Source organism: Amycolatopsis sp. WQ 127309, from assembly GCF_023023025.1.
Lineage (GTDB): Bacteria > Actinomycetota > Actinomycetes > Mycobacteriales > Pseudonocardiaceae > Amycolatopsis.
In genome coordinates, this window is sequence record NZ_CP095481.1 from 418,727 (window position 1) to 443,064 (window position 24,338).

The window sequence follows — 24,338 nt, forward strand, 5'->3', positions numbered from 1 at the left end:
TGGAGCACTTCGGCGTTTTCCGGCTCAGGCAGCAAGAGATCGAGCGCTTCTTCGACATCGTCGCTGATCTGGATCCTCGACTTGTCCGGCGGACTCAGGAACTCCTGGTCGACCAGGTCGTCGAGGAACTCCGTCAGTTTGCCGAAAACCCGACGGATCGACGAGGACGAGCGGCTTGCGGTGCAAGCCGAGCTTGTTCCACGTCGCGACTTCCATGAGCTCGTCCAAGGTGCCCAGCCTGCCGGGCAGCACCGCGAACGCGTCGGACAGGTAGTACATCAGGGCCTTGCGCTTGTGCATGGACGGCACGACAACGGTTTCGCCCCCGCTCCGGCCGGCGTCTTCGGAGTCGTACAGGTGAGTGGGGACGACGCCGGTGACGAGCGCGCCCGCGGCCAGGGCCGCCCCGGAGACCGCCCCCATCAAGCCGACCGCGCCGCCGCCGTACACGACACTCGCGCCGCGCCCCGCGAGCGCGGTGCCGAACTGCCGCGCGGTCTCCATGTGCTGCGGCTGCCCGCCGGTGCGAGCGCCGCAGAACACCCCGATGCGGCGCACGGCTTGCCAGTTGTCGGTCATGACATCTCCACCTCTTGAGGACGGAATATCGCTTCAGTCCGGCAAACACCGTCAACGATCACCAGGTTTCGTTCCTGGTTGGCGAAAAACGGGCTCGGCGGATGGACAGAAGGGGCCGGCTGCCGTGCTTCCGTCCACTGCCGATGCCCGAACGGACACGCTGACGTTGGTGAATGGAATCCCCCCGTCTCCTCCGTCCCACAGATCGCGGCCAGGAAGACCGTTTGGCCGACTTTAAGATGGCGGCCGGAGGCGAAGGTGACGGAGGAGTGGGCATGGCGAAAACCAGCTACGACCCGGAAGGGCTCCGGAAACTGGCCGACAACATCGGTGACCTCCTGGACGACATGGACCCGTTCAACGCCATCAAAGGCCAGCACCCGGACGCAGGCACCTTCGCCACCGCTCAGTGGCTCGAACGGATCGTGGACGACCGCCGCAACGGCCTGGTCTCGCACGCCGAGCACCTCAAGACCATCTTCAAGGAGCTGAAGAGCTCCCTCAAGTCGATGGCTGACGCCCTTGAAGACGCCGATCAGGGCAACGCGGAGAAGATCGCCAAGAGCATCGAGGGCGACGTCATCGGCACGATCACCGCGGACGACGAGAAGACGGAAAAGAATCAGCACAACTTCTCCGGCGGCAAGAGCAAGCCCGACGACGGCGACGGCTACGACGACTCCTTCGACGGGAAATAGGGACGACGATGACGAATTCGGACGACAAGTTCCTCGTCGGCGCCCACACCGAACCGGCACCGGACTTCGACGCCGGACTTTACCCCTCCGTGTCCAAGATGGAGGATGTCCTGGAAAAGCTGATCAACAACTCCAAGAAGGATATCTCCGGTTATTCCTACACGAAGGGCCACGCGAGCCTGGAGCACAGCAGCGCCGCCGAGTCCTGGTACAAACTCGAGAAGGACTTCAACGCGGCGGTCCAGCACCTCGGTGACGTGAACGAGAAGTTCGCCAAGGAGATCAAGGGGATTCCGGACGCCATCTCCGGCGAGACCGCGAAAGCCCTCCAGACGTTTACATCGGGAATCCACAAACAAAGCGACGATCTCTTCGGCAAGCTCACGCAAAGGCAGTACGGCGCCACGATCGGGAACATCGGCCACTCGATCCAGTCCTTCGCGGCAACCTGGTGGGAGACCAAGGCCCACTCTTCGGACAAGAAGAAGTCGGACGAAGAAAAGATCAAAGCCGATTCGAAGGCACGGGTCGATGCCGCCGCGGACCTGTTCGAAGTCGGGCGCATCAACGAACAGACGAAAAAAGACCTCGCCTCAGTGAAGACCACCGCAGAGGACGACCTGCTACGGGATCTCCAGGACCTGTTCAACTCCCTCGCCCGGCAGTACGGGACCCGGGTGGACGACCTGGCGCCGATCGACATCGTGGACGGCCGCGCCAACGTCGGCGCCCCAGAGCCACCTCCGGCTCCGGCGGCTCCGGCGGCGCCGCCGCCGGCGGAACCCACCGCACCGGCGGACACCGCACCACCTGCCGACACCACACCACCAGCCGACACCACACCTACCGACACCACACCACCAGCCGACACCACACCAGCGGACACCACGGCCCCCGCTGACCCGGCCGGGTCAGCGGAGACCTCGCAGCCGGCCACCATCACGGCCGCCCCGGCGCCGGCCCCGTCCACCGCACCCGCGCCGACGAACACCGCACCTGCCAGCACCGCGACACCGGCCACGACCGCACCCTCCGGCTCGGGGGCCAGCAGTGGAGGTCAGGGCAGCCAGTCGACACCGGCCACGCCCACCCCTTCCCCCACGACCACCGGGTCGGGTGGGGGCGGGTCCAGCCCGGCATCCGGTGGCGCTCAGCCGGATTCCGGCGCTTCGCACTCGCCCGGCGACCACCGTGGCCACCGGCCGATGTCCGGCCAGAACCCTGACGGCACCACGCCGGCCACACATTCCAAGGGTCCCCGAGACACTTCGGCCGGCCCGGCCCAGGAGAAGGAAGCCGCCACGAGGGCGATCGACAGCGTGACCGCCCCCGGCAGCACCCCCACCCAGCAAGCGGCCATCGAGCAAGCCTCTCGCGCTGCCGGCGACGCAATCGACGCAGCCGGCGCACAAGGCGTCACCGACCCATCGGCCTTCGCCGACTCAGCGGGCAAAGCGATCGACGCCCTCGCCGCACAGACCACCGACCCGGCCGCGCAGCAAGCACTGGCCGAAGCGAAGCAGCGGGTTGTGCACGCTCTGGAGAACCCCGGACACTACCATCACGGGCACGACTCGGTGGCGAGCTTCCTCGGCGCCGGCGAGCACTCGGGTGACCAGTTCGCGGGGCACGAGGCACGGCACCACCACGAGCACCAGGCATCTCAGTCCGTTTGACCCGCCCGGCCGGTACCTCACCCTCGTCGTCGGCCTTGGTCAGAACGGGCCGCGCCGGTATCCGGCTCGGCCCGGTCAGATACCTGCTGAGGGGTCGGAAGGACGCGGCAACAAGCCGAGTTGCCGAAGGCCCAGGCCACCACATTCCCGGCGGGCTGTGCGGCGTCGTCGGTCGACCGGTGGGCCTGCGTCCATTTGTTTCTTCGAGTGGACCAGGTAACGACGGTGGCGCAGCACGTCGGAATACGCCGCGACTCGCGTGAGATCCACCTCTGTTCACGCGCCGTCTTGATCCGCCGACGTAGATCCTTTGTTTCCGGCGGCGGTCGACCTCGGCGGGATCCCGGCGTCATGCGTCCGGGCACTGCCCGATCGGCGTCGTAGCAGTCCTCGACCCGCCTGCGACCGGCGGGGACATCCCCAATCGCGTCCACACCGGACGCGATGAGGTGCCAAACTCACCAGATCGTTGATACCGGCCGGAAACCGGCAGCCGATGCAGACTATGGTGGCCGGCTCCGCGGGCGCCACGGCCTTCGGCGGCTCCGCCCGAACGGGCAGGGAAATCCGCGTTCCGGCACATGGAACGCCACGCCCCAGGGTCTGCCGGGCGAGCTACGTTTGCCCAACACGACAACGGCGCAGACGAACGGCAGGTTCTCCATGCGGCTGAGCCGAATGGGCATCCGGGGAATAGGGGCGGTTTCCGGCTACGGCTGGGGCATCGACGATCTGTGGAAAGGCGTCATCTCGGGCGAAACAGCCGCACGAGTCCACTCGGGACTCGGATATCGGTTCCCCGATCCGTGCTGGTTGGCCAGGATTCCGGATGACGGTACCCCCGCAAACGGCCTGAGCCGATATGCGCGGGCCTACGTGAGCGCGGCCGACGAAGCCATCCGCGACGCATACTCACGCGGCTGGCAACCGGGACGCCGGGTCGCGGTTCTCACGGCTACCACCCGAGCGGACCAAGAACTGTTGCGGCACCTCACCGCTCACTTCGACGAGGCCGAGATCCGCCGGCGCGCGTACGTACAGCTCACCTGGACGACCCCCGCCTACGAAGTCATGAAGAAGCACGACTTCCACGGTCCGGCTCTGGTGATCAGCGCGGCCTGTACGTCAGGTCTGCACGCGATGGCGACCGCTCAGCGGCTGATCACCCTGGGAGACGCCACGGACGTGGTCGTGGTCGGACTCGACTCCGGCTACAACGCGGAGACCATGCGGTCGTTCCACGAGCTCGGCCCGTTGCACTTCGACACGCACCCTGCTGACGTTTGTCGCCCCTTCCAGGACGGCAGCCGGGGATTCGTGATCGGGGAGGCAGCGGCGGCAGTCGTCCTGTCCGCGTCGGTCGAAGACAGCTACCTCTCCGTGTCGAGCACGGCATTCAGCAGCGAGGCCTACCACGCGGTGGGGATCGATCCCACGCATCGCATGATCAAGAGCACGGTCGACGACGCACTCACGGACGCGGAGATCACCGCGACCGACGTCGAGACCTACATCGCCCACGCGACCGGAACGCCGGGGTGCGCGCGGGCGGACGAAGCCGTGGTCGCCCACCTGGGCACCCAGGTCCGCGCGTTCGGCACCAAACCCCTCTTCGGCCACTGCATGGCCGCGGCCAACCTGCTCGACACGGTGCTACTGGCTCGGGGCCACGAGGAAGGCTTCATACCGGTCCCGCCGCCGTACCCAGGCGCAGTCCGTCATCCACAGCTGGCCACGGCGCCGCTCGGGCCCGCCGCACACACGGTGCAGGTCGGCATCGGTTTCGGCGGGAACATCGGCGTGGCCGTCTACCGGGCCCACCAGGGCTGACCGTACCCGGAGGGACACCGACATGCTCTCACTGACAGACCCTCCCCCCGACGCGTCGTCAAGTGGCCGCGCCGATCCCGACGAGTACGTCCGCGCCGCGATGCAGTGGCACTTCGGGCCGGACACGGGATCTCCTTACTGGCTGGCCCGAGCCGCAACGCTGGGCTTCGACCCCATCCAGGACGTCAAGGGGCAGGGCGATCTCCGGCGTTTTCCCAACATCGCCGACGAGCTCCGGGACATCCGCGCTCTGGACCTGATCCCCCGTGGTTACGGATCCACCGCGCCGATCGCGGCGGTTTACGAAAGCGGAGGGACAACTGGGCCACCCAAGCGAATCGTCTTCCTGGACGACTGGCTTGAACTGCTGCTGGACCATCGAGCCCGTTCTCTGGCGGAATGGAATTGTCCTCGTGATGCCGCCTGGCTGACGGTCACGCCCAGCGGCCCGCACCTGATCGGCTCCATCGTCGCCCGTGAGGCCCGGAAGAGCGGCGGAGTCGCCTTCTCCGTCGATCTGGACCCACGCTGGGTCAAGAAGCTGATATCGGCTGGAAAGCGCGAAGAAGCCGCCGCGTACATCGATCATCTGGCCGACCAAGCCGCGTCGATCCTGCGTGGCGAAGACATCAGGGTGCTGATGACCACCCCGCCGATGCTGGAACGGCTCGCCCAGGACGACGAGCTGCGGTCCCTGATCAACGAGAAGGTCGAGGTCATCATGTGGGGCGGGGCGCACATGCCCTCGGAAACCCGCGCCGTGCTCAAGTCGGAAAGCTACCCAGGCATTCCGATCATCGGTGTGTACGGGAGTACGACCCTGCTCGGCGGGGTCAACGAAAGACCCGGCGGCGGGGTCGGCGATCCGTGCGTCTTCGATCCCTTCTCGCCCTATATGACGTTTTCCGTGGTCGACCCGGTCACCCGCGAGCCGGTGCGGTACGGCGAGCGCGGCCAGGTGGTCATGAACCACGTGAGCAAGGCCATGTTCCTCCCCAACAACCTGGAACGCGACACCGCGATCCGGCTGCGGCCGTCCGAGGGCGCCATGGGTGATGCCGTCGCCGACATTGAACCCCTCAAGACCTTCTCGGACATCAAGGTGGTCGAAGGAGTCTATTGATCACCCCGGCCTGCCGCTACCGGCGGGACGATTCCAAGGGCCGCGCTTTGAGAGCGAGCAACAGCGCCGCGGCAGCCAAAGCGACGACGGCCGCGATGACGAACACCGTGCTCATCGACTCCGCCAGGCCCGCCACCACCGGGCGCTGAATCACCGCCGGCAGCGCGTGCAGGACCGCGGTGTCGGACTGCGCCGCAGCCAACCGCTCCGCCAGTTCCGGCGGCGGCGCCGAGCCGAGCTGCCGCACGATATCGCCCGGCAGCACGGAAAACATCACGGCCAGGAGCACCGTCACCCCAATGACCCCACCCAGTGTGCGAAAGAACGTCGCGGCCGAACTCGAAACGCCCAGATCGGCCGGATCCGCGGCGGCCTGCACCGCTATCACCAGTGTCTGCATGGCGAAGCCCAGTCCGCATCCGATCACCGCCGACGCGGCGAGCGGCAGCCACAGGCCGGTGCCGGGATCGGACTGGGCGAACCACAGCGAGCCGGCCCCGGCGAGGAGGCTGCCCAGGACCGCGAACAGCTTGTACCGGCCCGTCCTCTCGACCGCCCGGGCGCTGATCACCGAGCCCGAGACGATGCCGAAAACGACCGGCAGAGCGAGCGCTCCGGCCGCACCGGGGGTGATGTCGCGGACGACCTGGAAGTACTGGGGCATCAGTATCAGCGTACCGAACAGCGTTGCCCCGAACAGCACACTTCCGAGCACGCCGAGTCCCAGCGCCGGCCGCCGGAACAGCCGCAACGGCAGCAGTGCGGCCTCGCCGCGGAGCCGTTCGTTGACCACGAACACCACGGCGCACGCCAGGCCCAAGCCGTAACAAAGCATCGCCTGCCCCGAGCGCCAGCCCCACTCCCGGCCCTGTTCCGCCACGATCAGCAGCGGGACCAGGGTCGCCAGCAACGCGAGCCCACCGGACCAGTCGAACCGCTGCCGGTTCCGCTGGTGCGGGGTGTGCAGCCACCGAGCCGCCACGTAGAGGGCGGCGAGGCCGATCGGCACGTTGATCAGGAACACCAGCCGCCAGCCCGCGAGCCCCAAGAACGCGTCGATGTCGGCGAACACCCCGCCGAGCACCGGGCCGAGCACGGTGGAGAGGCCGAACGCCGCATAGAACAGGCTCTAGAAACGGGGCCGTTCCCGAGGTGGGAGGACGTCGCCGAGCACGACCAGCGCCAGCGACATGAGCCCGCCCGCGCCGAACCCCTGCACAGCGCGAAACGCGGCCAACGCCGGGATGCTCGAGGCGAACGTCGCCAAGGCCGAGCCGACCAGGAACAGCACCACGGAGAGCAGGTACACCGGACGGCGACCGAAGTTGTCCGACAGCCGGCCGGCGCTCAGCCCGGACGTCATCGCGGTGATCAGGTAGGCACTGGTGATCCAAGCCTGGTACTCGTACCCGCCCAGATCACTGGTCATCCGCACGATCGCCGTCGCGATCACGGTCTGGTCGAGCGACGCCACGAACACCCCGGCGACCAGGCATCCCAGGAGGGCCCGCAACCCAGGCACGGTCTTCGCGGTCGGGTGTTCCCGTGTGGTCATGGCGGTCGCTCCTTCAGCGGACGGCGCGGAACCGGATCGGAAGCTCCGCTAGGCCGCGGAGCGTGACGTGCGGGCGGTACCGGAGCCGGTCGGTGCGCAGCTCGGGAGCGATCACACGCTCGGCGAAGGCGTGGACCACTGTGGTGACCTCCATCCGGGCGAGCCCGGCGCCGAGGCAGAAGTGCGGCCCGGCGCCGAATCCGAGGTGCGTCTTGTCCGGGCGCACCACGTCGTACTCGTCCGGTCGCAGGTGGACTTCCGGGTCCCGCCCGGTGGCTCCGAGGAGCACCATCAGGCGGGTGCCTTCGGCGATCGGCACGCCGCGTACTTCGAGATCACGGGTGCTCGTCCGGTAGAGCAGGTGCAGCGGGGGGTCGTACCGGAGGGTCTCCTCCACCGCGTCCGGCACCAAGTCCAGGTCGGACCGGAGCAGCTCCAGCTGAGCGGGATTGCGCATCAGGGCCAGGCACGTGCTGCTGATCAGGTTGACCGTCGTCTCCATGCCCGCCACGGCGATCAGCTTGAGCGTCTGCGCGAGCTGCTTGGCGACGACAGGGTCGTCGATGTCGGAGTTCGCGGCCATCCGCGACAGCAGATCGGTGCCCGGCTCGCGGCGGCGGAGCCGCAGCAGCTCGATGAAGTAGTCGTCGACCTCGGTGTTGACCCGCGCGCTTTCGGCGATGTCCGCGGGCCGGAGGCCGAACACGTCGATGTACCGGCCCAGCTCGAAGACCCAGGCCTGGACCTTCGGCCGATCGCCCTCCGGAATGCCCAGCAGGTGAAAAGCGAGGCGCATGGGAATCTGCAGTGCCAGGTCCTGGACGAGGTCCATCTCGCCGCGGCCGGCGGCGCGCTCCAAGCACTCTTCGGTGGTCTCCCGGATGAGTTCTTGCCACCGCCCGACGGCGGCCCGGCCGAAAGCGTCGGCGACGGCACGACGCTGGGTTGTGTGCTCGGCACCGTCCTGGTACAGAAATGAGTACGGCTTGGGTGGCCGTACCCCGTCCGGCACGATCTTTCCGTGGTCACTGCTGCTTGTCCGGTCTCGCAGCACGACCTCACAATCGGCGTAGCGGGCGAGAACGACGGTGGATCCGTCGACGACGAACGGGGACTGCTCGCGAAGCTCGGCGAGCAACGGGTACGGGTTCGGGCGGGTCGACTTCACGAAGAACCGGGTGAACGAAGGACGTCCAGGTTTTGTTGCTGTCATGCGAAGTCCGCCTTTCGCGCGATGAGTGCAGATCGTGGGTGGTCGAGCGAGCGCCCTCAGGGGCAAGTGACCACTTGGCCCGCGTAGGTCAGGCCCGCACCGAAACCGAACAGCAGAACCCGGTCCCCGCGGACGATCGACTGCTTCTCGATCAGCTTCGACAGCGCGAGCGGGATGCTGGCGGCCGAGGTGTTGCCGGACTCGACCAGGTCGGTCGCCACCACGGCGTCCGGCGCTCCGATGCCTCGGGCCAGTGCGCGGATGATCCGCAGGTTGGCCTGGTGGGTGACAACACCGTTCAGCTCCGCCGGATCCACGCCCGCGCGCCGGCACGCCTCTCGGGCGACCGGCGCGAGCTCCGTGGTCGCCCAGCGGAACACGGCCGGTCCTTGCTGCCGGAACAGGGCGGGCAGGACGTTCGGTTTGTCCGTCTCCAAGGTGATGAGAGACCCCTTCTCCGGCGCGGATCCCCAGACCACGGGACCGATGCCCCCCGGTTCTCCCGGCGGCGCCGCCTCGACGACGGCCGCTGCGGCGCCGTCTCCGAAAATGACGCAGGTCGTGCGATCGGCCCAGTCGACGAAGTCACTCATCTTGTCGGCCCCGACGACGATCGCGCGCCGGGCGGAGCCGGCCCGGATGGCGTGGTCCGCCGTCGCGAGGGCGCAGGAGAATCCGGAGCACGCGGCATTCAAGTCGAAGGCTGCCGGAGCCGTGATGGACAGCCGTTCGGCGACGCGGCACGCAATGTTGGGCATCCGCTCGAAGGCCGTACAGGTCGCGACGACGACCAGATCGACGTCCTCGGCCGCGAGCCCGGAGCGAGCAAGTGCGGCCGTCGCAGCTGCGGCGGCCAAGTCGGCCACCGTGTCTCCCGGATCGGCGATCCGCCGGGCTTCGATCCCGATGCGTTCTTCGATCCACTCCGGCGAAGTGGCCAGCTGAGCACCGAGCTGGTCATTGGTCACGGTCCGGCCCGGCTGGGCGTGCCCGAGCGAGACGAGCCGGGAAACCGTTTGCTGGTCGTTCATCGCACTCCGATCACCGTCCGGACCAGAACCTAAGGACGATCGTCGAAGGAGGCCAATACGGTTCCAGACGACGGAACGTTCCGCCCGTTCGCGCAGTATCCGTTCGCCGTGCGAACAACAAAGGCAGCCCGGCGGAGACCCCGCTGTTACCGTCGGCGCGGTCCGGGCGAACCCGGGCTCCGCCGCTTCGGGAGGCGAACAGTGAACACCGAGACCGCCGGCCACGGCGAAACGCTCTGGCCGATGACCCGCGCACTCGCCGAGGCAAAACGGCTGCACGACCGCGTCTTCGATCACCTCGCCGAGCTGATCGACGAAGAATCCGACCTCGATGTGCTGTCCCTCGATTCGGTCCGGCAGATGGAACTCGTCGCCGAAGTGCTCCACAGGATGCGAAACGAGCTGGCAGCGATCGCGCCGGGTCAGGATTTCGGTGCAGTGCAAAGGATCCACGATATCGTCCACCGCGTCGTCGCGGCCGACGCCGGCGCCGAGCCGGAGTTCACCCCGTGACGGCGCCCGGGCCTGCCGCCCGGCTCTGGGCACCGGGCCACCAGGCAGGCGTGCTCGCCTTCATGGAACGCGCAGCCGAATCGTGGACGGCGGACTGGTGCGGCGGGGCTCCGGCCACGTTCGCGCCTCCGGACGGTGACGTCGAGTTCCGGACTTCCGGCAGTACCGGGCAGCCGCGGACGTGGTGGCGGACCTACTCGCAGATGTGGGCCGAAGCCGGGCTGATCGCCGATCTGCTGACGCCCGCGCGACCCGTGGAGATCGTCTCCTTCGCTCCCCCCTCCCACCTCTACGGAGCGCTCTCCACGGGGCTGCTCGGGGCTCGGCTCGGTGTCAGGACGCGTTATGTCGCACCGGGACGGCCGATAGATGCGCTGCCGGTCGGCGCGAACCTGCTCGTCGTCGCGATCCCCTCGACGTTCACGCTCCTGCGCGCCCATACCGAGCAGCTGGCCGCCGCGCCCCGCCTGACCTTTCTCCACAGCACGGCAATGCTGCCCACGGCGGCGGAAGAACTGCTCGGCGCGCTCGACCCGACACGAGCGCGGCTGATCGAGATCTTCGGCTCGACGGAGACCGGGGGCATCGCGACCCGTACCCGAGGTGACGAGGCCGGCCGGTGGACGCTGATGCCCGACGTGTCCTTCGCCGACGCAGCTGTCGCCGAAGACCACACGGACGAGGATCCGCGGCTCACTGTTCGCAGCCCGCGACTGGCCCGGCCCGCCGGCGGTGTGTTCCCCATTCGATGGACCACCGACGACCATGTCCGCCGGCTCGGTGAACGCCAGTTCGCCTTTGCCGGGCGGCGAGACCGGCTGGTCAAGGTGAACGGCCGGCGGATCGACCTCGACCACCTCACGGCCACACTCGTCGCACGCGTGAGCTGCGCCGACCTCGCGTGCGTTCCGGTTCGCGACGCCGTGCGGGGTGAAGGGTTCGACATCCACGTCGCGGAGCCCGGCAGCGAGGTCCACCAGCAGATCGCGGCCGTCGTCCAGGAGTTCGGTGTGTTGCCACGGGCGATCCGCCGGGTCTCGAAGATCGCGCGGTCGGCCACCGGCAAGACCCTCGGCGGGATGCGCGGGTGAGCCGTCTCGCTGCCCCACCCGACACGGCGACCTGGTGCCTGGGCATGCCGTTCCCCGGCTCGCTGAACCGGATCTCCTACCAGGAGCACAACCGTGGCACGAACCCGTTGCGGCCGCACGAGATCCGGGTCGAGGTCCGGGCGGCGGCACTCAACTTCCGGGACCTGCTCACGGCGGTGGGCCGGATACCACCGGCCGCGGGGAGCTTGACGCTCGGTTTCGAAGGTGCCGGCGTGGTGACCGAAACCGGCTGCGCCGTCGCCGGGTTCGGCGTCGGCGACCGGGTGTTCGGACTCCTGCCCGCCGCGTTCTCCCGATTCAGCGTGACCGACCACCGGCACGTGGCGGAAGTTCCGTCGACGTTGTCGTTCCCGGTCGCGGCGACACTGGCGGTCGCCTTCCTCACCGCTTGGCACACCCTGGTCGACGTCGCCGGAATCCGAGCGGGCCAGCGGGTGCTGGTGCACGCGTCAGCCGGTGGTGTCGGAACGGCGGCGGTCCAGCTCGCCCGGCTCTGCGGCGCCGAGGTGTACGGCACAGCGCACCCCGCCAAATGGCATCGGCTCGCGCAGCTGGGTCTCGCCGCGAACCGGCTGTCGTCCTCTCGGGATCCGTCCTTCGCGCGCCGACTCTCAGCGCAGCTGGGCAGCGCGCCTCTCGACGTGGTGCTGAACTGCCTGACCGGACGTTTTGTCGATGCTTCACTGGACCTGCTCGGCCCGGGTGGAACGTTCGTGGAGATCGGCAAGACCGACGTGCGATCGGCCACCGGCCGACCGGACGTGCGCTACCGGGTCGCCGACATCGACGACCTCGGGCCCCGGACCGGCGAGATCCTCGGGCTGGTGACGGACCACATCGAGCGCGGCGAGCTGACTCCGCTGCCCTTCACGGAGTTCGCCGTGGAGGAGGCTCGCAAGGCCTTCCGCCTGATGGCCTCGGCCGGGCACTTCGGCAAGATCGTGCTGGCGCTGCCGAGCCACTGAGCCCGGCGGCCTTCACCCGACGTCGGGCGTGCGTTCCCAGCGCAGCGGGATCTCTTCGAAGCCGTCGACGATGTGGCCGCCCCGCACCGGCAGCTCGTGCACCGGGACGGCGAGCCGCAATCCGGGCAGGCTCAGCAACGCGCCGATCGCGGCGTGAAGCTGCATCCGGCCCAGCTGCGCGCCGACACAGGAATGTGCACCCCAGCCGAAGGTCAGGTCCGGCTGGACGCGTACCCGGCCGGGCCGCAGTTCGTCCGGCGCCTCGAAGACCGTCGTATCGCGGTTTGCCGTGGCGATCAGCGGCACCACGGTAGCGCCTGCCGGGATCACGGTGCCGCACAGCTCGACCTCTGCCGTGGTGGTGCGCGCGAAGCCCATCAGACCCGGCGGGTAGAGCCGCAGCAGCTCGTCGAGAACGGGACCGAGCCGATCCGGTTCCGCCAGCACCCGGTGCACGAGCGCGGGATCGGACAACAGCGCGACTGCTGTCGTGCACAACGACGTTGCCGGGTTCTCCACCGCCGCGACGACCAGCATCACCAGCAAGTGCGCGATGCGCGTCCGTGCCGGGCGATCGGTGCCGAGCGTGGCGAGCAGGCGCGGCACGAGACCGGACGCGTCCGGGTCCGGCCGGGCTCGGAGGACCGCACGCAGCGCGGCTCCGCTGATGCCGGCCACCGCGGCCTGAACCTGGTCGTCGGGGACGTCCTCCACCGAAACCAGGACGTCGATCCACGTTCGCAGCTGCGCCGGGTCCGGGAGCGTGACGCCGTAGACCATCGCGGCCACCTGCACCGCGAGCGGGACCGCGAGCCCGGAGACGAGATCACCCGGCTGGCCGGCGCGGCTCAGTTCCTCGACGAGTCCGTGAGCCAGGTCGGTCACTGCGGCTTCGACGCGTGCGACCGCCGAGGTGGTCAGCACAGCCGACACCTGACGGCGGATCAAGCGGTGCGCCGCACCTTCGACTCCCTCGGTACCCCACGCGCTCATGTTGCCGTTCAGCCGCGCCGCAGCACCGGCGAAGCTCTCACGACGGCTGAATCGTGCGTCCGTGTAGACGGTCTTCGCGGCCTCGTGGGACAGCGCGAGATGAACTTTCCCGAACGGCGGAAGGTCGGCGACCGCCACGTCGGCTCCGGAAGACGGACACGCCGCTCGGAGCAGCCGGTGCCCCACTCGGCCCTCTGCCGCCGTCACGGTGTGCCCGGTCCGAGGAAGTCCGCTATCGCGGTGCGGATCATCCGCCGATAGGCGGCGAAGCTGCGACATTCACCGATCTCGTAGTAGGTCCCCCTTGGCAGGATCCCGGCCATGTCCCAGGCCAGCTCCCGCGGGTGGAGCCGGTCGTCGGACTGGCCGACCACCAGCGTCGGCACCTCGATCCCGGCCAGCCGGTCGAGCTGAAAATCGACGTCGCGCTCGGCGAGGGTGATGACCGAGGCCGCGAGTTGCGGGCGGCGCAGCAAGGGTTCGGCGACACCGCGCGCCAGGAGGGAGCGTGGATCCTGCCGGTTCATCCACGACGGCAACGCCGCGGTCAGGCCGGCGACCAGCTGGCGGGGGTCGCCGGAGCCGATCTCACGCAGGTGCTCGAACAGGAGGTCGCGGTGCGCCCGCGAGTGATCTCCGAACATCGCCGGTGGCAGGACGAACACCAGCCGCTCGAACCTGCCGGGATCCGCCAGGGCGAGCGTCGCCAGTGTGCGGCAGGACAGAGACACCGCGACCGCCCTGGTGGCGGCGGTGCGCTCCGCCAGCGTCCGCAATTCGTCGGCCAGCCCGTCGAACGTCCAGTCACCCCCCGGATCGGGCGAACCGCCGTGCCCTCGGAAGTGCAGAAATGCCCTCGTGCCGGAAACATCGTTGACGAACGGCCGGGTGTCGGGAATCGTCCGCGTGAGGCCGTGACCCACCACGGTGACCGGGCCGCCTTCGCCTTCGATCAAGTACTCGAGTGCTCCATCGGGGCCCCGCAGCAAGCCGGACCTCGGCGCGGCAACCGTCATGCCGGCTCCTCATCGTCCACGTGCGACTGCACGCTACCGACCTTGACGGCTGCATCCCGGCGGAGTCAACCGAGCCGCGAAAAAGGGCAATTACCCTCGCTTGATCGACCATTGTCCGTCCTGGTGGTTGTTGTCGCCGGTACCGCGTGCGAAGTTCGGCACGCGGACCACTAGGCGATTCCGGAGGTCGACATGACGGCATCCACATCGGACACCGAGGGCTGGGTGAGCCACCGGATCCACGCTCGCTGCCCCGCCGACACGGGAACCGGTTTGGACGTCACCGCCGTGCACGACCCCGACTTCGGACCACTCCTGCTCGCTGTCTCCTTTGCAGCGTCCAGCCAGGCGTTCCGGGACGAGCGGCTCAGCCGAGCGGCCAGCGGGCAGTGCGCCGCCCGTCGGCTCAACGGCCGGATGGGCCCCGACAGCTGGCCGATGCTGGAGGACGTGGAACGGGCCCGTGTGAGGCAGCTTCTGGGACCGTCGCTCAGCCAGGCCGAGGCGCACCGTCTACGTCCCGCAGTGCGCGAGATCGCCGATGAACTGGCCGACACGATGGCGAGCGCCGGGCCGCCCGCCGACCTGGTCCGGCACTGGGCACGACCACTGCCGGCCCGGGTGGCGGCCCTGATCCTCGGGCTCGACGAGTCGGATTCGACCGAAATGACAACCTGGGCCGAGGCCATTCTCGCCGTCGACGCCGACGACGCCGACCAGGTAGCGGCCGCGGTCCGGGGAATCGCCAAGGTGTCGATGAAACTGTGGCACGCAGAACGGCGTCACCCCCGCCCGGACACGTTCACCGGCCGTCTGCGGAGCGCGTACGGTGACAGCTCCGACGCTCGCCGGGATTTCGTGAAGCGCGTCACGGACATCATCGTGGGCGCCTGCGAAAACAGCATGGTCTTCATCCAGACCGGCGTGGTGGGCCTGCTTTCCGCCGACGTGGACGGTCTTCCGTTGCTCCACGAACACCCCGAACTCGTACCGTCGGCGGTCGAAGAGCTGTTGCGCGTCCATCCACCCGGCAAGGTGGGGCTGCTGCGCACTGCCGTGGCCGACACGGAGATCAGGGGCCACCCGGTCGCGGCGGGCACTGCCGTGCTGCCGATGGTCAGCACCGCGAACGTGGACCCCGCCATGGGGCCCGACGCCGGCGCGCTGAATCTTCACGCGCCACCCCGCAGGCACCTCACCTTCGGGGCCGGTTCGCACTACTGCCCGGGAGCGTCGATCGCCCGGATGGAGATGCGGATCGTCCTCGAGGTCCTGGCCGAGCGGTGGCCCACGCTGGCGCTGGCCATGCCCCTGGACGAGCTCGAACACCGCCCGGGGCACATCGTCGACGGGTACACCGAGGTCCCGCTGGTCTGGTGAGGGGAAACGCATGACCGCGATCGACGAAGAGCAGGTTTCCTTCGAGGGCGAAGGAAACCTGAAGCTGCACGGGTGGTTCAGCAAGCCCTGCACCACCAGTACGCAGGTGCCGGCTTTGGTTCTGCAAGGAACCGTGGCCGGCACGGCTGAACACCTCAGGCCGGTCGCCCGGCGGTTCGCGAAGGCCGGGTTCGGGGTCTTGTGTTACGACCACCGCAACTTCGGGAACAGCGAGGGGACTCCGCGTCAGGAGGCCGACCCTTGGCTGCAGACGAAAGATCTTCGTCGCGCCATGACCTACCTCGAGAGCCGGCCGGACGTCGACGGTGAACGTCTCGGCCTGTGGGGGCTGAGCTACGGCGGTGCGAACGCTCTCTTCGTCACCTCGCTCGACATCCGCGTCCGCGCGGTGGCGGGCATAGCGCCTCCGGTGAGCGGCTACGCGGCAGCACGTGCACACCGCTCCCGGACCCAGATGCGGCGGGTTGCCGAAGCAACCGCTGAGGAACGGCGCGATCGGTGGCTCGGCCACCACCCGAAGATGATCCCCCTGTTCGGCACCGGTTCGCCGAACGAGCTCAGTTTGTTCGATCCGCTGTCGACCGAGGTCGCCGGCGGACGCGGGACCGAGCTGACCCTGCTGTCGCTGGACCTCTTGCTCCAACTGGAGCTCCTGCCTTACGCACCACGGATCGAGGTGCCGGCGTTCCTGGTCAAGGCGGCGCACGACACCGTCTGCCTGCCCTCGTTGATCGACGACTTCGCCGCGCACTTACCCGGCACGAAAGAGCTGCTGAGCCTCGACTGCACGCATTTCGACGTGCTGACAAGGCAGTTACCGCGCATTGTCGGCGCCTCCGCGAAGTTCTTCACCGAAGCCTTGAGCCCCACCGTCCACGGCGTGTCCCCGGACTGACCGACCCCAGGAGATTCCATGGCGACCACAATCTCAGGCAACGCCCGCCGTCTGCTCGAAGTGGACGGAGATACGCTGACGACAGCTGTACTCACTGCGGCCGCGAGGGTTCCCGGGTCCGTGCGACCGGTGCTCGCCGCGCACGCGCGGAAGAACTGCACCGCGTCGGCCGAACTCCGGGAATCCATTGTGGCCGGCGCTGAACCGGTCTACGGCGTGACCACGGGGTTCGGCGACTCCGCTTCCCGGCAGGTCTCGCCAGAGCGAGCCGCGGCGCTGCAACGCAACCTGGTGCGCTACCACCTCAACGGCACCGGGCCCGCCGCAGCCCCCGACGTGGTCCGCGCGACCATGCTCGTCCGGGCCAACTGCCTCGCCAAGGGCGTTTCGGGGGTGCGGCCCGTCATCGTCGACAACCTGCTGCGGCTGCTCGATGCTGACGTCCTGCCGATCATCCCCGAACGCGGTTCGGTCGGCGCGAGCGGTGATCTCGTTCCTCTGTGTTACCTCGCGACCGTCCTCCAGGGGGAAGGGCAGGTCCGCCACGCCGGGACCGAGCGGTCCGCCGCCGAGGCACATCGGCAGCTCGGCCTGGCTCCGGTCACGCTGGAGGCGAAAGAGGGCTTGGCCCTGATCAACGGAACCTCGTTCATGTCGGGCTTCGCCGTCCTGGCCGCGGCTGACGCGGCCGAGCTCGCCTTCGCGGCGGAAGTGTGTTCGGCTTTGGCCGTGGAAGTCCTGCGGGGGAACCGCGGTCACTACGCGCCGTTCCTCCATGACCAGAAGGCGCATCCGGGCCAGGTCGCCAGCGCCGGGGCGATGGCGACGTACCTGGCGGACTCCTCGCTGGCCCTGGACCACGCCGAGATCGTCGACCGCTACGACGCCCTGTCCGATCGGAAGTACCAACAGCTGCCCAGACGAGTACAGGACTCTTATTCGGTACGGTGCGCACCCCACGTCATCGGCGTCCTGCGGGACACGCTCGCCTGGGTGGATCCGTGGCTCACCGTCGAAATCAACTCGGCCAACGACAACCCGTTGTTCGACGTCGAAGCCGGGGTGGTGCGCAGTGGCGGCAACTTCTACGGCGGCCATGTCGGGCAGGCGATGGACTCCCTGAAGGTCGCCGTCGCGAGCGTCGCCGACCTGCTCGACCGGCAACTGGAGCTCATGGTCGACGAGAAGTTCAACAACGGCCTCACCCCCAATCTGATCTCGTTCAGCGCAGCGGCGGAAGAGCCCGGTCTGCACCACGGTTACAAGGGCATGCAGATCGCGTGCTCGGCACTGACCGCCGAAGCCCTGAAACAGGCTGGTCCGGCGACGGTGTTCTCCCGCTCGACCGAGGCCCACAACCAGGACAAGGTCAGCATGGCCACGATCGCCGCCCGGGACGCGCGCACGGTCGGCGAACTGGCCCTTGAGGTGCTCGCGATCCACCTGCATGCCGCCTGCCAAGGCCTCGACCTGCGCGAGACGAAGTTGCGCAGCACTGTCGCGCGGCGGGTGTACGAGGCGGTACGGGAGTTCGTGGCGCCCTTGGACCGGGACCGGCAGATGGACGGTGAAATCCAGGACCTGGCCGAGTTCATCCGGTCCGGACGGCTCCGCGAAGTCGTCACCGGCGGGTGATCTCGGCGATGTCGACCGGCCCGCCCGGCAGCGCGATCACATCGGCAGCCGAGGAGTACCGTCCGGCTCCTCGGCCCACCGTCCGGCCAACGCCCGTTCCGCGGACGCGGTCCCCGCACTACCCCACGCCGGCCTCGCCACTCGTGCCGGCACCTCGAGCTCACCTGCTCGTCGGAACCCGCACGTGGTCCGCCGAACGCCCGGAGAACACCTGCGACGATCTCGACGTGTCGTAGACGTGCTCCCGGATGTCGGGGTTTCGCAGGTTGCGTTCGGCCCGGCGGACGTCCTCGTCGGCGTGCGTGGTGAGCAGATCGATCAGGGACTGCCGGTCTTCGGCCAGCAGCGAGTCCGGGTCCAGCCCCGTCCACTCGGCGATGGGGCCGTCCGGGTTCCGCTCCGCGGACGAACCGGCCGCTTCACTCCGGGACCATCCACAGTGGCGTTCCGGAGGATGGAACGTGCCGCGCGAAGGCACTCCGCGGGGAGTTACCGTGCGGTAGCGACGGCGAGTCCCGGTCAAGGGACCTGCTCCCGAACCGCGGCGAAAGCCGAAGATTCCCTCACGAAGAAGCCCGTCTCGACTCCGAAACGAGGTGCCTCCCGTGTCCGGTCTGCTGCTCGGATCACCCACCCACCGGCCGTTCCCGGCGGTGCGGTCCCGGCTGTTCGCCCACTTCCAGACGTGGCGTCCGTACACCGTCTGGTACCCGGGGCTGATCGCCGTGGCCGGCGGCGCCACGGCCGCGCGATCGGACGTCTCGGCCGGCCCGATCGTCCTGGCCTGGGCCAGCGCCACCGCGGCCTGGCTCGGCGCCCACTACCTCGGCGATTACCTCGACCGGGACCTCGACGCGATCGCCAAGCCCCAGCGGCCCATCCCGTCCGGCAGGCTGGCCGCGAGGGAAGCGCTTTCCTGCGGTGCGCTCCTGCTGATCGCCGGCGTGGTGTTCGCCGGGCTCGCCGCGCCCGCGGCGGGCGTGCTGGCGGTGGCGATCTGCGCGGGCATCTGGTCCTACAGCGCGCTCTTCAAGAGCCGGGGCATCCTCGGGAACCTGGTGCGGGGCCTGCTTTCCGCGCTGGCCTGCGCACTCGGCGCCACAGCGGTCACCGGCGGACTTTCCTTCCCCGCGGCGGTGCTCGGGCTCGCGGCCGCGTTCTGCCTGCACGACACCGCCTCGAACCTGGTCGGAGCGATGCGGGACGTGGTCGGGGACAGCACCGGCGGTTACGGAACCGTACCCGTCCGCCACGGGCTCGAGGTCGCCACGGGCACGGCAGCGGTGCTCTACACGGCCGGCGCCGCCCTGGTCGTCACGGTCGGCTGGACAGCCGGGGGCGACCCCGGTTACTGGGTGCTCGGCGGTATCGCCCTCTCCCTGGGGTTCGTGGCCTTGAGCGGGCTCCGCGGGATAGCGAACCGGTCCGCGCGGAAGACCGCGTTGCGCTCCCACGCCGTCCTGGTCGTGGCCAGACTCGCCTTCGCGGCCGCACCCTGCACGCTCGGTTTTCCCACGTCGGCGGTGCTCGCGGTGGCCCTCGTCCTGGTTCTCGCCACCGTCGTCACCCAGCACCTGATGCGACAGCGTCACGAAACCCCCGCCCGAAGCGACTCCGAGGACCGCCTGTGAACACTCAGCTTCCGGCCACGTCGTGTGGCAACAGCCCGGCGAACTTCGTCAACATCGTCGATACGGCGTGCGTTCCGTACTCGTCGCTGCAGATCGGCTTGTTCGCCGCCGGTTGTGTGCTCTGGGGGCTGGCCTACCTGCTCCTGCTGCGGAACAGCTTGCGCAACCGGTTCGTCGAGATGCCGCTCGTCGCCGCCTGCAGCAACATCGCCTGGGAATTCGTCTGGGCCTGGCTCTTCGCCGTCGACCTCGGCTCGGTGTTCACCTGGGCGATCCGCGGCTGGTTCCTGCTCGACCTGGTCATCTTCGCCTTGGTGCTGCGCCACGGCCGCAAGCAGCTGCGCGACCCCCGCGGCCGCCGGTCGGTCGCCGTCCAGCTGGCGACCACCGCGGTGGTGTTCGCGGTGCTGTACGCGACGTTCGTCGGACAGGGGCTCGACACCCCGGCCGGCGCGATCTCGGCCTACATCGCGCAGCTGTTCATCTCCGTTCTCTACTACACGCTGGCGCTGCGGCCGGACATGCCGGCCCGGCTGTTCTCCCTCACGTTCGCCTGGCTGCGCACCGCCGGCAGCGGCGTGATGACCGTCTTCATGCTGCTGCACTACCCGGACAACCACTTCCTCATCGGCATGGCCGTGCTCTCCGCGGCACTGGACGTCGGCTACCTCGTCCTCTTCACCCGCAAGAAGAACGCGGAAAGCCGGTCGGGGCAGCTCGCTACCCGTGCGTTGCCGAACCCGCAGCCGGTCGGCTGATCCCGAAAGGAATTCTCGTGCCGGAGAATGTCGAGTTCATCGGTGAAGGCGGCGTCCGGCTGCGCGGGAGGCTGTTCCTCCCGGAGCAGGCCGGTCCCGCTCCGGTCGTGGTGTTGCAGCCGGGCATGGGCGATCTGGCCCGGATGTGCTGGCCGCTGGCGCCGTGGTTCACCGCGGCCGGCCTGGGCGTGCTCGGGTACGACCACCGCAATTTCGGGCACAGCGATGGAGAACCCCGCCTCGATGTCGATCCATGGCTACAGGCCCAGGATCTCCGGCACGTGCTCACCGCCTTGGAAGGCCGCGACGACGTCGACGGTGGCCGCATCGGCCTCTGGGGCATGAGCATCGGGGCCGTCAACTGCCTGCACGCCGCGGCGTTCGACTGGCGCGTCGGCGCGGTGGTCGCCATCGCGCCCCCGGTGAGCGGCCTGGCCCTGCGGTCGTCGCTCTACACCGGAGACGCGCGCGTAGACCTGCTGCGACGCCTGCACGACGACCGGCTGGCGCGGGCGAAGGGCGAAGCGGCGGCCCGGATCCCGCTGGCGGCACCAGGCGGTTCGGCGGAGATCGCCGGTTTCCGCGACGACCGGGTCCTCGCCACCGTGACCCACCTCGCGGAAATCGTGCCCGGCTACCGCAACGAGATCACCTTGTCCTCATTGGACAAGGTGATCGCCACCGAAGTGGCCGCCCACGCTCCGCGGATCACCGCACCGACCATGCTGGCACTGACCGACGCGGACGAGCTGTGCCTGCTCGATGACGCCCGCGCGATGTTCGACGCCCTGCCCGGTGTCAAGGAAAAGCACGAATACCCGGGTACCCACCACGACGCACTCACCACCCACCTGCCCGCGATCGGTGCCCAGGCCGTCGAATTCCTCGGCAAGCACCTAGCAGCCGACCCGGGCGACCGCGAGCAGCGGATAGCCGGCTGGCTCGGCTGACGCGGGTCAGTCCGGCAGCCGGCTGCGGCGGAAGCCCGGCGGCACCCGGTCCGGCAGGTGCACGGTCGCGACCGGGTCCCCGAGGAGGCCGGAGCCGTGGTGGATTGCGCAGCGGCTGGTGCCGGCGGCGAGATCGGTGACGTACGTGAGCACCCAGCCATCGTCCTCCACGCCGCAGTCTAGGAGCACCATTCGGCCGGACTGTGGGCCGTTCGGAGTTGATCCGCGGCAGGTCTTCGTAGCGGTCGCTCAGCTGCTGGTGCCGGACGGTCCCACCCGCGAGGTCGAGCGTCCGCCGCCGGAGGTGTCCCGCGGGCGAGACCGATCGCCGAGCGTCTGGTCCGGCAAACCCTCGTCGCGGATGCCGTTCCGCACTCGTGGGCGTTGACGTTGTGCAGGAGGAAGCAGGGATCGGTCTCGAACCAGCGGACGGCCGAAACCGGCTGCGCCGCGCCGGAGGACACCCAGCCGCGTCGGGCGGTTCCACTTCCACGTGCAGACCCGCCCGGTCGCCGGGCTGAGCGATCCGGTCGCCCGGGCGGGGTTGTCGAACAGGATCACGTGGTTCGGCGTGAGCGCCATGTCGTGCATCACCGGGGTCGCCGCGACGGCCAGGTGCAGGAACATCCCCGGCCGCACGAACCGCTCGACGGCTTCGGGCAGCGTCATGACCTTCGACACGGACAATCCCTTCACGCCGCGAGGATGACGAGCTTCGGCGACACCAGAGCCTCGATCGCGTACTTCACGCCCTCGCGGCCGTGGCCGGACTCCTTCACCCCGTGGTAGGGCATGTGGTCCGCGCGGAACGCGGGCGGCACGTTGACCAGCACCGACCCCGCCTCCGTGCGACGGCTGAAGGCCAGCGCGTGGGCCAGGTCGTTGGTGAAGATCGCGGCGTTGAGGCCGAAGCGGGAGTCGTTCGCCGCCGCGATGCCGTCGCCGACGCTCTTCACCGGCACCACCGTGACGACCGGGCCGAACACCTCGGCGCACAGCAGGTCGGCGTCTCCCGGGACGTCGGTCACCACGGTCGGCTCCAGCACGCCGGAGCGTTCACCGCCGCCGGCGACCACCCGAGCGCCGTCGCGCACCGCGTCCCGGACCCACGCCAGGACCCGGTCCTTGGCCTCGGGGCTGACCAGCGGACCGACCACCGTGTCCTCGTTCCCGGGGTCGCCGACCGCCAGGTCCTGGACGGCGGCGGCGAGCCGGGTGAGCACTTCGTCCACAACGGACTCGTGGACGTACAGCCGTTGCAGGGAAACGCAGGCCTGGCCGGAGAAGCCGTACCCGGACGCCACCGCGGCCGCGACGGCCCGGCCGAGGTCGGCGTGCGCGTCGATCACCATCGCGGTGTTGGAGCCCAGCTCCAGGATGTGCTGCTTGCGCGGTGAGCCGGCCTTGATCTGCCAGCCCACCGCGGCCGAGCCGGTGAAGGAGATGACGGCGACGCGCTCGTCGCTCTGTCACGCGGGCACGATCACGCCCGGGTCGCCGGTGACGAGGTTGAGCCAGCCCGCCGACAGCCCGGCCTCGGTGAGCACCTCGACGAGCAGACCCGCGGTGAGCGGTGTCCGTTCCGACGGTTTGAGCACCACCGGGCAGCCGGCCGCGAGCGCCGGGCCGACCTTGTGCGCCACCAGGTTCAGCGGGAAGTTGAACGGCGTGATCGCCGCGACGACGCCGAGCGGCTCGGCGACGGTGAACGCCAGCATGCCCTCGCCCGCGGGGTAAGCGTCCATCTGCACGGCTTCGCCAGGCAGTCGACGCGCTTCTTCGGCCGACAGCCGCAGCGTCGTCACCGCGCACTGGACTTCCTGGCGGGCCGCAGTGATCGGCTTGCCCGCCTCGGCACGCAGCATCCCGGCGAACTCGTCCGCCCGGCGCGCCACCCCGTCGGCCGCCGCCGTGAGGATCTCGGCCCGGCGGTGCGGCGGCAGCCCCTCGGCGAGCGCTCGGCGTGCGGCGGTGACGGCGGCGGCCGCGTCGTCGGCGTCGCCGATCGCATAGGTGCCGGTGAGGCTGCCGTCCCACGGGTCGCGCACCTCCGCGGTCGCCGGGCGGGTGAGCCACTCGCCGTCGATGTGCAAAGCCTGGTCACGCATGCGCGTCCTCTCTTCGGTTCCGGTGGTCATGCCAGGCGCTCGGCGACGCCGTCGGTGAACTTCTCGGTCGACGCGGTGCCGCCGAGGTCACGGGTGCGCAAGCCGTCGGCGAGGCACGCTTCGAACGCGGCCATCAGCTCGCGGGCCGCGGCGGGTTCGCCGAGGTGGTCCAGCATCATCGCGCCGGCCCAGAGCTGACCGATCGGATTGGCGACGCCGAGCCCGGCGATGTCCGGTGCCGAACCGTGCACCGGCTCGAACATCGACGGGTGCTTCTTCTCCGGGTTCAGGTTGCCGCTGGGCGCGACGCCGATGGACCCGGCGAGCGCGCCGGCGAGGTCGGACAGGACGTCGCCGAAGAGGTTCGAGGCGACGATCACGTCGAACCCGCCGAGGTCGAGCACGAGCCCAAATGACCCGGTCTGCGGGTCGTCCGAGCGAGACGACGAGGATTTGGAAGCTGCGCCCGCGCCAGCGACATCGACGCGTTCGGCGAACTGGTCGAGCGCTAACGCCTATGCCGTGTACTACATGATCCACCGCAGGGTCTGCGACCCCTTTCGAGACCAAACGCCTGCTGATCGAGGTGTTCAGTGCCATCTGGCGTTATTTGCAGCACCCACGACGCCGACGCCGTAGCTTTCTTGTGATACTCA

The 24,338-nt window shown here is 69.1% G+C and carries 22 protein-coding genes and 2 pseudogenes; 13 read left to right on the forward strand and 11 right to left on the reverse strand.

Going from position 1 to position 24,338, the window contains the following annotated elements; all coding sequences use genetic code 11:
- Nucleotides 1-24: 24 nt before the first annotated feature.
- Nucleotides 25-579, reverse strand: coding sequence for a TIGR00730 family Rossman fold protein (locus MUY22_RS01490; protein WP_247056193.1), 555 nt, complete (start codon nt 577-579; stop codon nt 25-27).
- A 275-nt stretch (nt 580-854) separates the two neighbouring features.
- Between MUY22_RS01490 and MUY22_RS01495 the strand changes: the two genes are divergently transcribed.
- The 4 genes from MUY22_RS01495 (at nt 855) to MUY22_RS01510 (ending at nt 5,906) form a co-directional block, all read left to right on the forward strand.
- On the forward strand, nt 855-1,277 hold the full coding sequence (locus tag MUY22_RS01495; protein ID WP_247056194.1) for a hypothetical protein: 423 nt from the start codon (nt 855-857) through the stop codon (nt 1,275-1,277).
- Nucleotides 1,278-1,285: 8 nt separating this feature from the next.
- The gene (locus tag MUY22_RS01500; protein WP_247056196.1) at nt 1,286-2,953 is read left to right on the forward strand and encodes a hypothetical protein; all 1,668 of its coding nucleotides are present in this window, start codon (nt 1,286-1,288) and stop codon (nt 2,951-2,953) included.
- Between the two features lie 663 nt (nt 2,954-3,616).
- A complete protein-coding gene (locus MUY22_RS01505; protein WP_247056198.1) occupies nt 3,617-4,783 on the forward strand; it encodes a beta-ketoacyl synthase N-terminal-like domain-containing protein in 1,167 nt (388 codons plus the stop codon).
- A 22-nt stretch (nt 4,784-4,805) separates the two neighbouring features.
- The gene (locus MUY22_RS01510; protein ID WP_247056200.1) at nt 4,806-5,906 is read left to right on the forward strand and encodes an AMP-binding protein; all 1,101 of its coding nucleotides are present in this window, start codon (nt 4,806-4,808) and stop codon (nt 5,904-5,906) included.
- 16 nt (nt 5,907-5,922) lie between these two features.
- Here the strand turns inward: MUY22_RS01510 and MUY22_RS01515 are convergent.
- The 3 genes and pseudogenes from MUY22_RS01515 to MUY22_RS01525 form a co-directional block, all read right to left on the reverse strand.
- Nucleotides 5,923-7,461 (reverse strand): annotated as a pseudogene (locus tag MUY22_RS01515) (MDR family MFS transporter).
- Between the two features lie 13 nt (nt 7,462-7,474).
- A complete protein-coding gene (locus MUY22_RS01520) occupies nt 7,475-8,629 on the reverse strand; it encodes a cytochrome P450 (protein ID WP_247056202.1) in 1,155 nt (384 codons plus the stop codon).
- Between the two features lie 101 nt (nt 8,630-8,730).
- Nucleotides 8,731-9,705: a beta-ketoacyl-ACP synthase 3 gene (locus MUY22_RS01525; RefSeq protein ID WP_247056204.1), complete on the reverse strand. Its 975-nt coding sequence runs from the start codon at nt 9,703-9,705 to the stop codon at nt 8,731-8,733.
- 201 nt (nt 9,706-9,906) lie between these two features.
- Between MUY22_RS01525 and MUY22_RS01530 the strand changes: the two genes are divergently transcribed.
- From MUY22_RS01530 to MUY22_RS01540, 3 genes are read left to right on the forward strand one after another with little or no spacing between them, the layout of a single operon-like run.
- Nucleotides 9,907-10,218 (forward strand): hypothetical protein, encoded by a 312-nt coding sequence (locus tag MUY22_RS01530; protein ID WP_247056206.1) that lies wholly within the window; start codon nt 9,907-9,909, stop codon nt 10,216-10,218.
- A gap of 50 nt (nt 10,219-10,268) precedes the next feature.
- Nucleotides 10,269-11,309, forward strand: coding sequence for a class I adenylate-forming enzyme family protein (locus tag MUY22_RS01535; protein ID WP_247056208.1), 1,041 nt, complete (start codon nt 10,269-10,271; stop codon nt 11,307-11,309).
- Complete coding sequence (locus tag MUY22_RS01540; protein ID WP_247056210.1) at nt 11,306-12,295, forward strand: zinc-binding dehydrogenase; 990 nt, start codon at nt 11,306-11,308, stop codon at nt 12,293-12,295. The genes MUY22_RS01535 and MUY22_RS01540 overlap by 4 nt, the downstream gene beginning before the upstream one ends.
- Before the next feature lie 12 nt (nt 12,296-12,307).
- On the opposite strand, the gene MUY22_RS01545 is transcribed toward MUY22_RS01540, so the two are convergent.
- A complete protein-coding gene (locus MUY22_RS01545) occupies nt 12,308-13,426 on the reverse strand; it encodes a cytochrome P450 (protein WP_247056212.1) in 1,119 nt (372 codons plus the stop codon).
- Nucleotides 13,427-13,491: 65 nt separating this feature from the next.
- Nucleotides 13,492-14,304 (reverse strand): alpha/beta fold hydrolase, encoded by an 813-nt coding sequence (locus MUY22_RS01550; protein ID WP_247056214.1) that lies wholly within the window; start codon nt 14,302-14,304, stop codon nt 13,492-13,494.
- Nucleotides 14,305-14,577: 273 nt separating this feature from the next.
- On the opposite strand from MUY22_RS01550, the gene MUY22_RS01555 reads away from it, so the two are divergent.
- From MUY22_RS01555 to hutH, 3 genes are read left to right on the forward strand one after another with little or no spacing between them, the layout of a single operon-like run.
- Nucleotides 14,578-15,684 (forward strand): cytochrome P450, encoded by a 1,107-nt coding sequence (locus tag MUY22_RS01555; protein ID WP_247056216.1) that lies wholly within the window; start codon nt 14,578-14,580, stop codon nt 15,682-15,684.
- A 10-nt stretch (nt 15,685-15,694) separates the two neighbouring features.
- Complete coding sequence (locus MUY22_RS01560) at nt 15,695-16,600, forward strand: alpha/beta hydrolase (protein ID WP_247056219.1); 906 nt, start codon at nt 15,695-15,697, stop codon at nt 16,598-16,600.
- Between the two features lie 18 nt (nt 16,601-16,618).
- Nucleotides 16,619-18,235: a histidine ammonia-lyase gene (hutH, locus tag MUY22_RS01565; protein WP_247056220.1), complete on the forward strand. Its 1,617-nt coding sequence runs from the start codon at nt 16,619-16,621 to the stop codon at nt 18,233-18,235.
- Between the two features lie 160 nt (nt 18,236-18,395).
- On the opposite strand, the gene MUY22_RS01570 is transcribed toward hutH, so the two are convergent.
- Nucleotides 18,396-18,713 carry a hypothetical protein gene (locus tag MUY22_RS01570; RefSeq protein ID WP_247056222.1) on the reverse strand — a complete coding sequence of 106 codons (318 nt, stop codon included), beginning with the start codon at nt 18,711-18,713 and terminating at the stop codon, nt 18,396-18,398.
- Between the two features lie 127 nt (nt 18,714-18,840).
- On the opposite strand from MUY22_RS01570, the gene MUY22_RS01575 reads away from it, so the two are divergent.
- Genes MUY22_RS01575 through MUY22_RS01585 form a run of 3 tightly spaced genes read left to right on the forward strand, consistent with a single transcriptional unit; the run spans nt 18,841 to nt 21,574 of the window.
- Nucleotides 18,841-19,866, forward strand: coding sequence for a UbiA family prenyltransferase (locus MUY22_RS01575; RefSeq protein ID WP_247056224.1), 1,026 nt, complete (start codon nt 18,841-18,843; stop codon nt 19,864-19,866).
- Nucleotides 19,863-20,624, forward strand: a complete 762-nt coding sequence (locus MUY22_RS01580) for a hypothetical protein (RefSeq protein ID WP_247056226.1) — start codon at nt 19,863-19,865, stop codon at nt 20,622-20,624. Before MUY22_RS01575 ends, MUY22_RS01580 begins: the two co-directional genes overlap by 4 nt.
- A 17-nt stretch (nt 20,625-20,641) precedes the next feature.
- Nucleotides 20,642-21,574 carry an alpha/beta hydrolase gene (locus MUY22_RS01585; RefSeq protein ID WP_247056228.1) on the forward strand — a complete coding sequence of 311 codons (933 nt, stop codon included), beginning with the start codon at nt 20,642-20,644 and terminating at the stop codon, nt 21,572-21,574.
- Nucleotides 21,575-21,580: 6 nt separating this feature from the next.
- Here MUY22_RS01585 and MUY22_RS01590 read toward each other — a convergent pair whose 3' ends face one another.
- From MUY22_RS01590 to MUY22_RS01605, 4 genes and pseudogenes are all read right to left on the reverse strand, one after another.
- The gene (locus tag MUY22_RS01590) at nt 21,581-21,766 is read right to left on the reverse strand and encodes a carotenoid oxygenase family protein (RefSeq protein ID WP_247056230.1); all 186 of its coding nucleotides are present in this window, start codon (nt 21,764-21,766) and stop codon (nt 21,581-21,583) included.
- A gap of 57 nt (nt 21,767-21,823) precedes the next feature.
- On the reverse strand, nt 21,824-22,270 hold the full coding sequence (locus MUY22_RS01595; RefSeq protein WP_247056232.1) for a carotenoid oxygenase family protein: 447 nt from the start codon (nt 22,268-22,270) through the stop codon (nt 21,824-21,826).
- Nucleotides 22,267-23,712 (reverse strand): annotated as a pseudogene (locus MUY22_RS01600) (aldehyde dehydrogenase family protein). The gene MUY22_RS01595 and the pseudogene MUY22_RS01600 overlap by 4 nt, the downstream one beginning before the upstream one ends.
- Entirely contained in the window at nt 23,709-24,086 is a 378-nt protein-coding gene (locus MUY22_RS01605) for an isocitrate/isopropylmalate family dehydrogenase (protein ID WP_371827572.1), read from the reverse strand. The pseudogene MUY22_RS01600 and the gene MUY22_RS01605 overlap by 4 nt, the downstream one beginning before the upstream one ends.
- Nucleotides 24,087-24,338 lie beyond the last annotated feature (252 nt).

Excerpts from the sequence above, each read along its gene's own strand:
- MUY22_RS01490 (WP_247056193.1), bottom strand. The coding sequence starts at position 579 with ATGACCGACAACTGGCAAGCCGTGCGCCGCATCGGGGTGTTCTGCGGC.
- MUY22_RS01495 (WP_247056194.1), top strand. The coding sequence starts at position 855 with ATGGCGAAAACCAGCTACGACCCGGAAGGGCTCCGGAAACTGGCCGAC.
- MUY22_RS01500 (WP_247056196.1), top strand. The coding sequence starts at position 1,286 with ATGACGAATTCGGACGACAAGTTCCTCGTCGGCGCCCACACCGAACCG.
- MUY22_RS01505 (WP_247056198.1), top strand. The coding sequence starts at position 3,617 with ATGCGGCTGAGCCGAATGGGCATCCGGGGAATAGGGGCGGTTTCCGGC.
- MUY22_RS01510 (WP_247056200.1), top strand. The coding sequence starts at position 4,806 with ATGCTCTCACTGACAGACCCTCCCCCCGACGCGTCGTCAAGTGGCCGC.
- MUY22_RS01525 (WP_247056204.1), bottom strand. The coding sequence starts at position 9,705 with ATGAACGACCAGCAAACGGTTTCCCGGCTCGTCTCGCTCGGGCACGCC.
- MUY22_RS01550 (WP_247056214.1), bottom strand. The coding sequence starts at position 14,304 with ATGACGGTTGCCGCGCCGAGGTCCGGCTTGCTGCGGGGCCCCGATGGA.
- MUY22_RS01560 (WP_247056219.1), top strand. The coding sequence starts at position 15,695 with ATGACCGCGATCGACGAAGAGCAGGTTTCCTTCGAGGGCGAAGGAAAC.
- hutH (WP_247056220.1), top strand. The coding sequence starts at position 16,619 with ATGGCGACCACAATCTCAGGCAACGCCCGCCGTCTGCTCGAAGTGGAC.
- MUY22_RS01590 (WP_247056230.1), bottom strand. The coding sequence starts at position 21,766 with ATGGTGCTCCTAGACTGCGGCGTGGAGGACGATGGCTGGGTGCTCACG.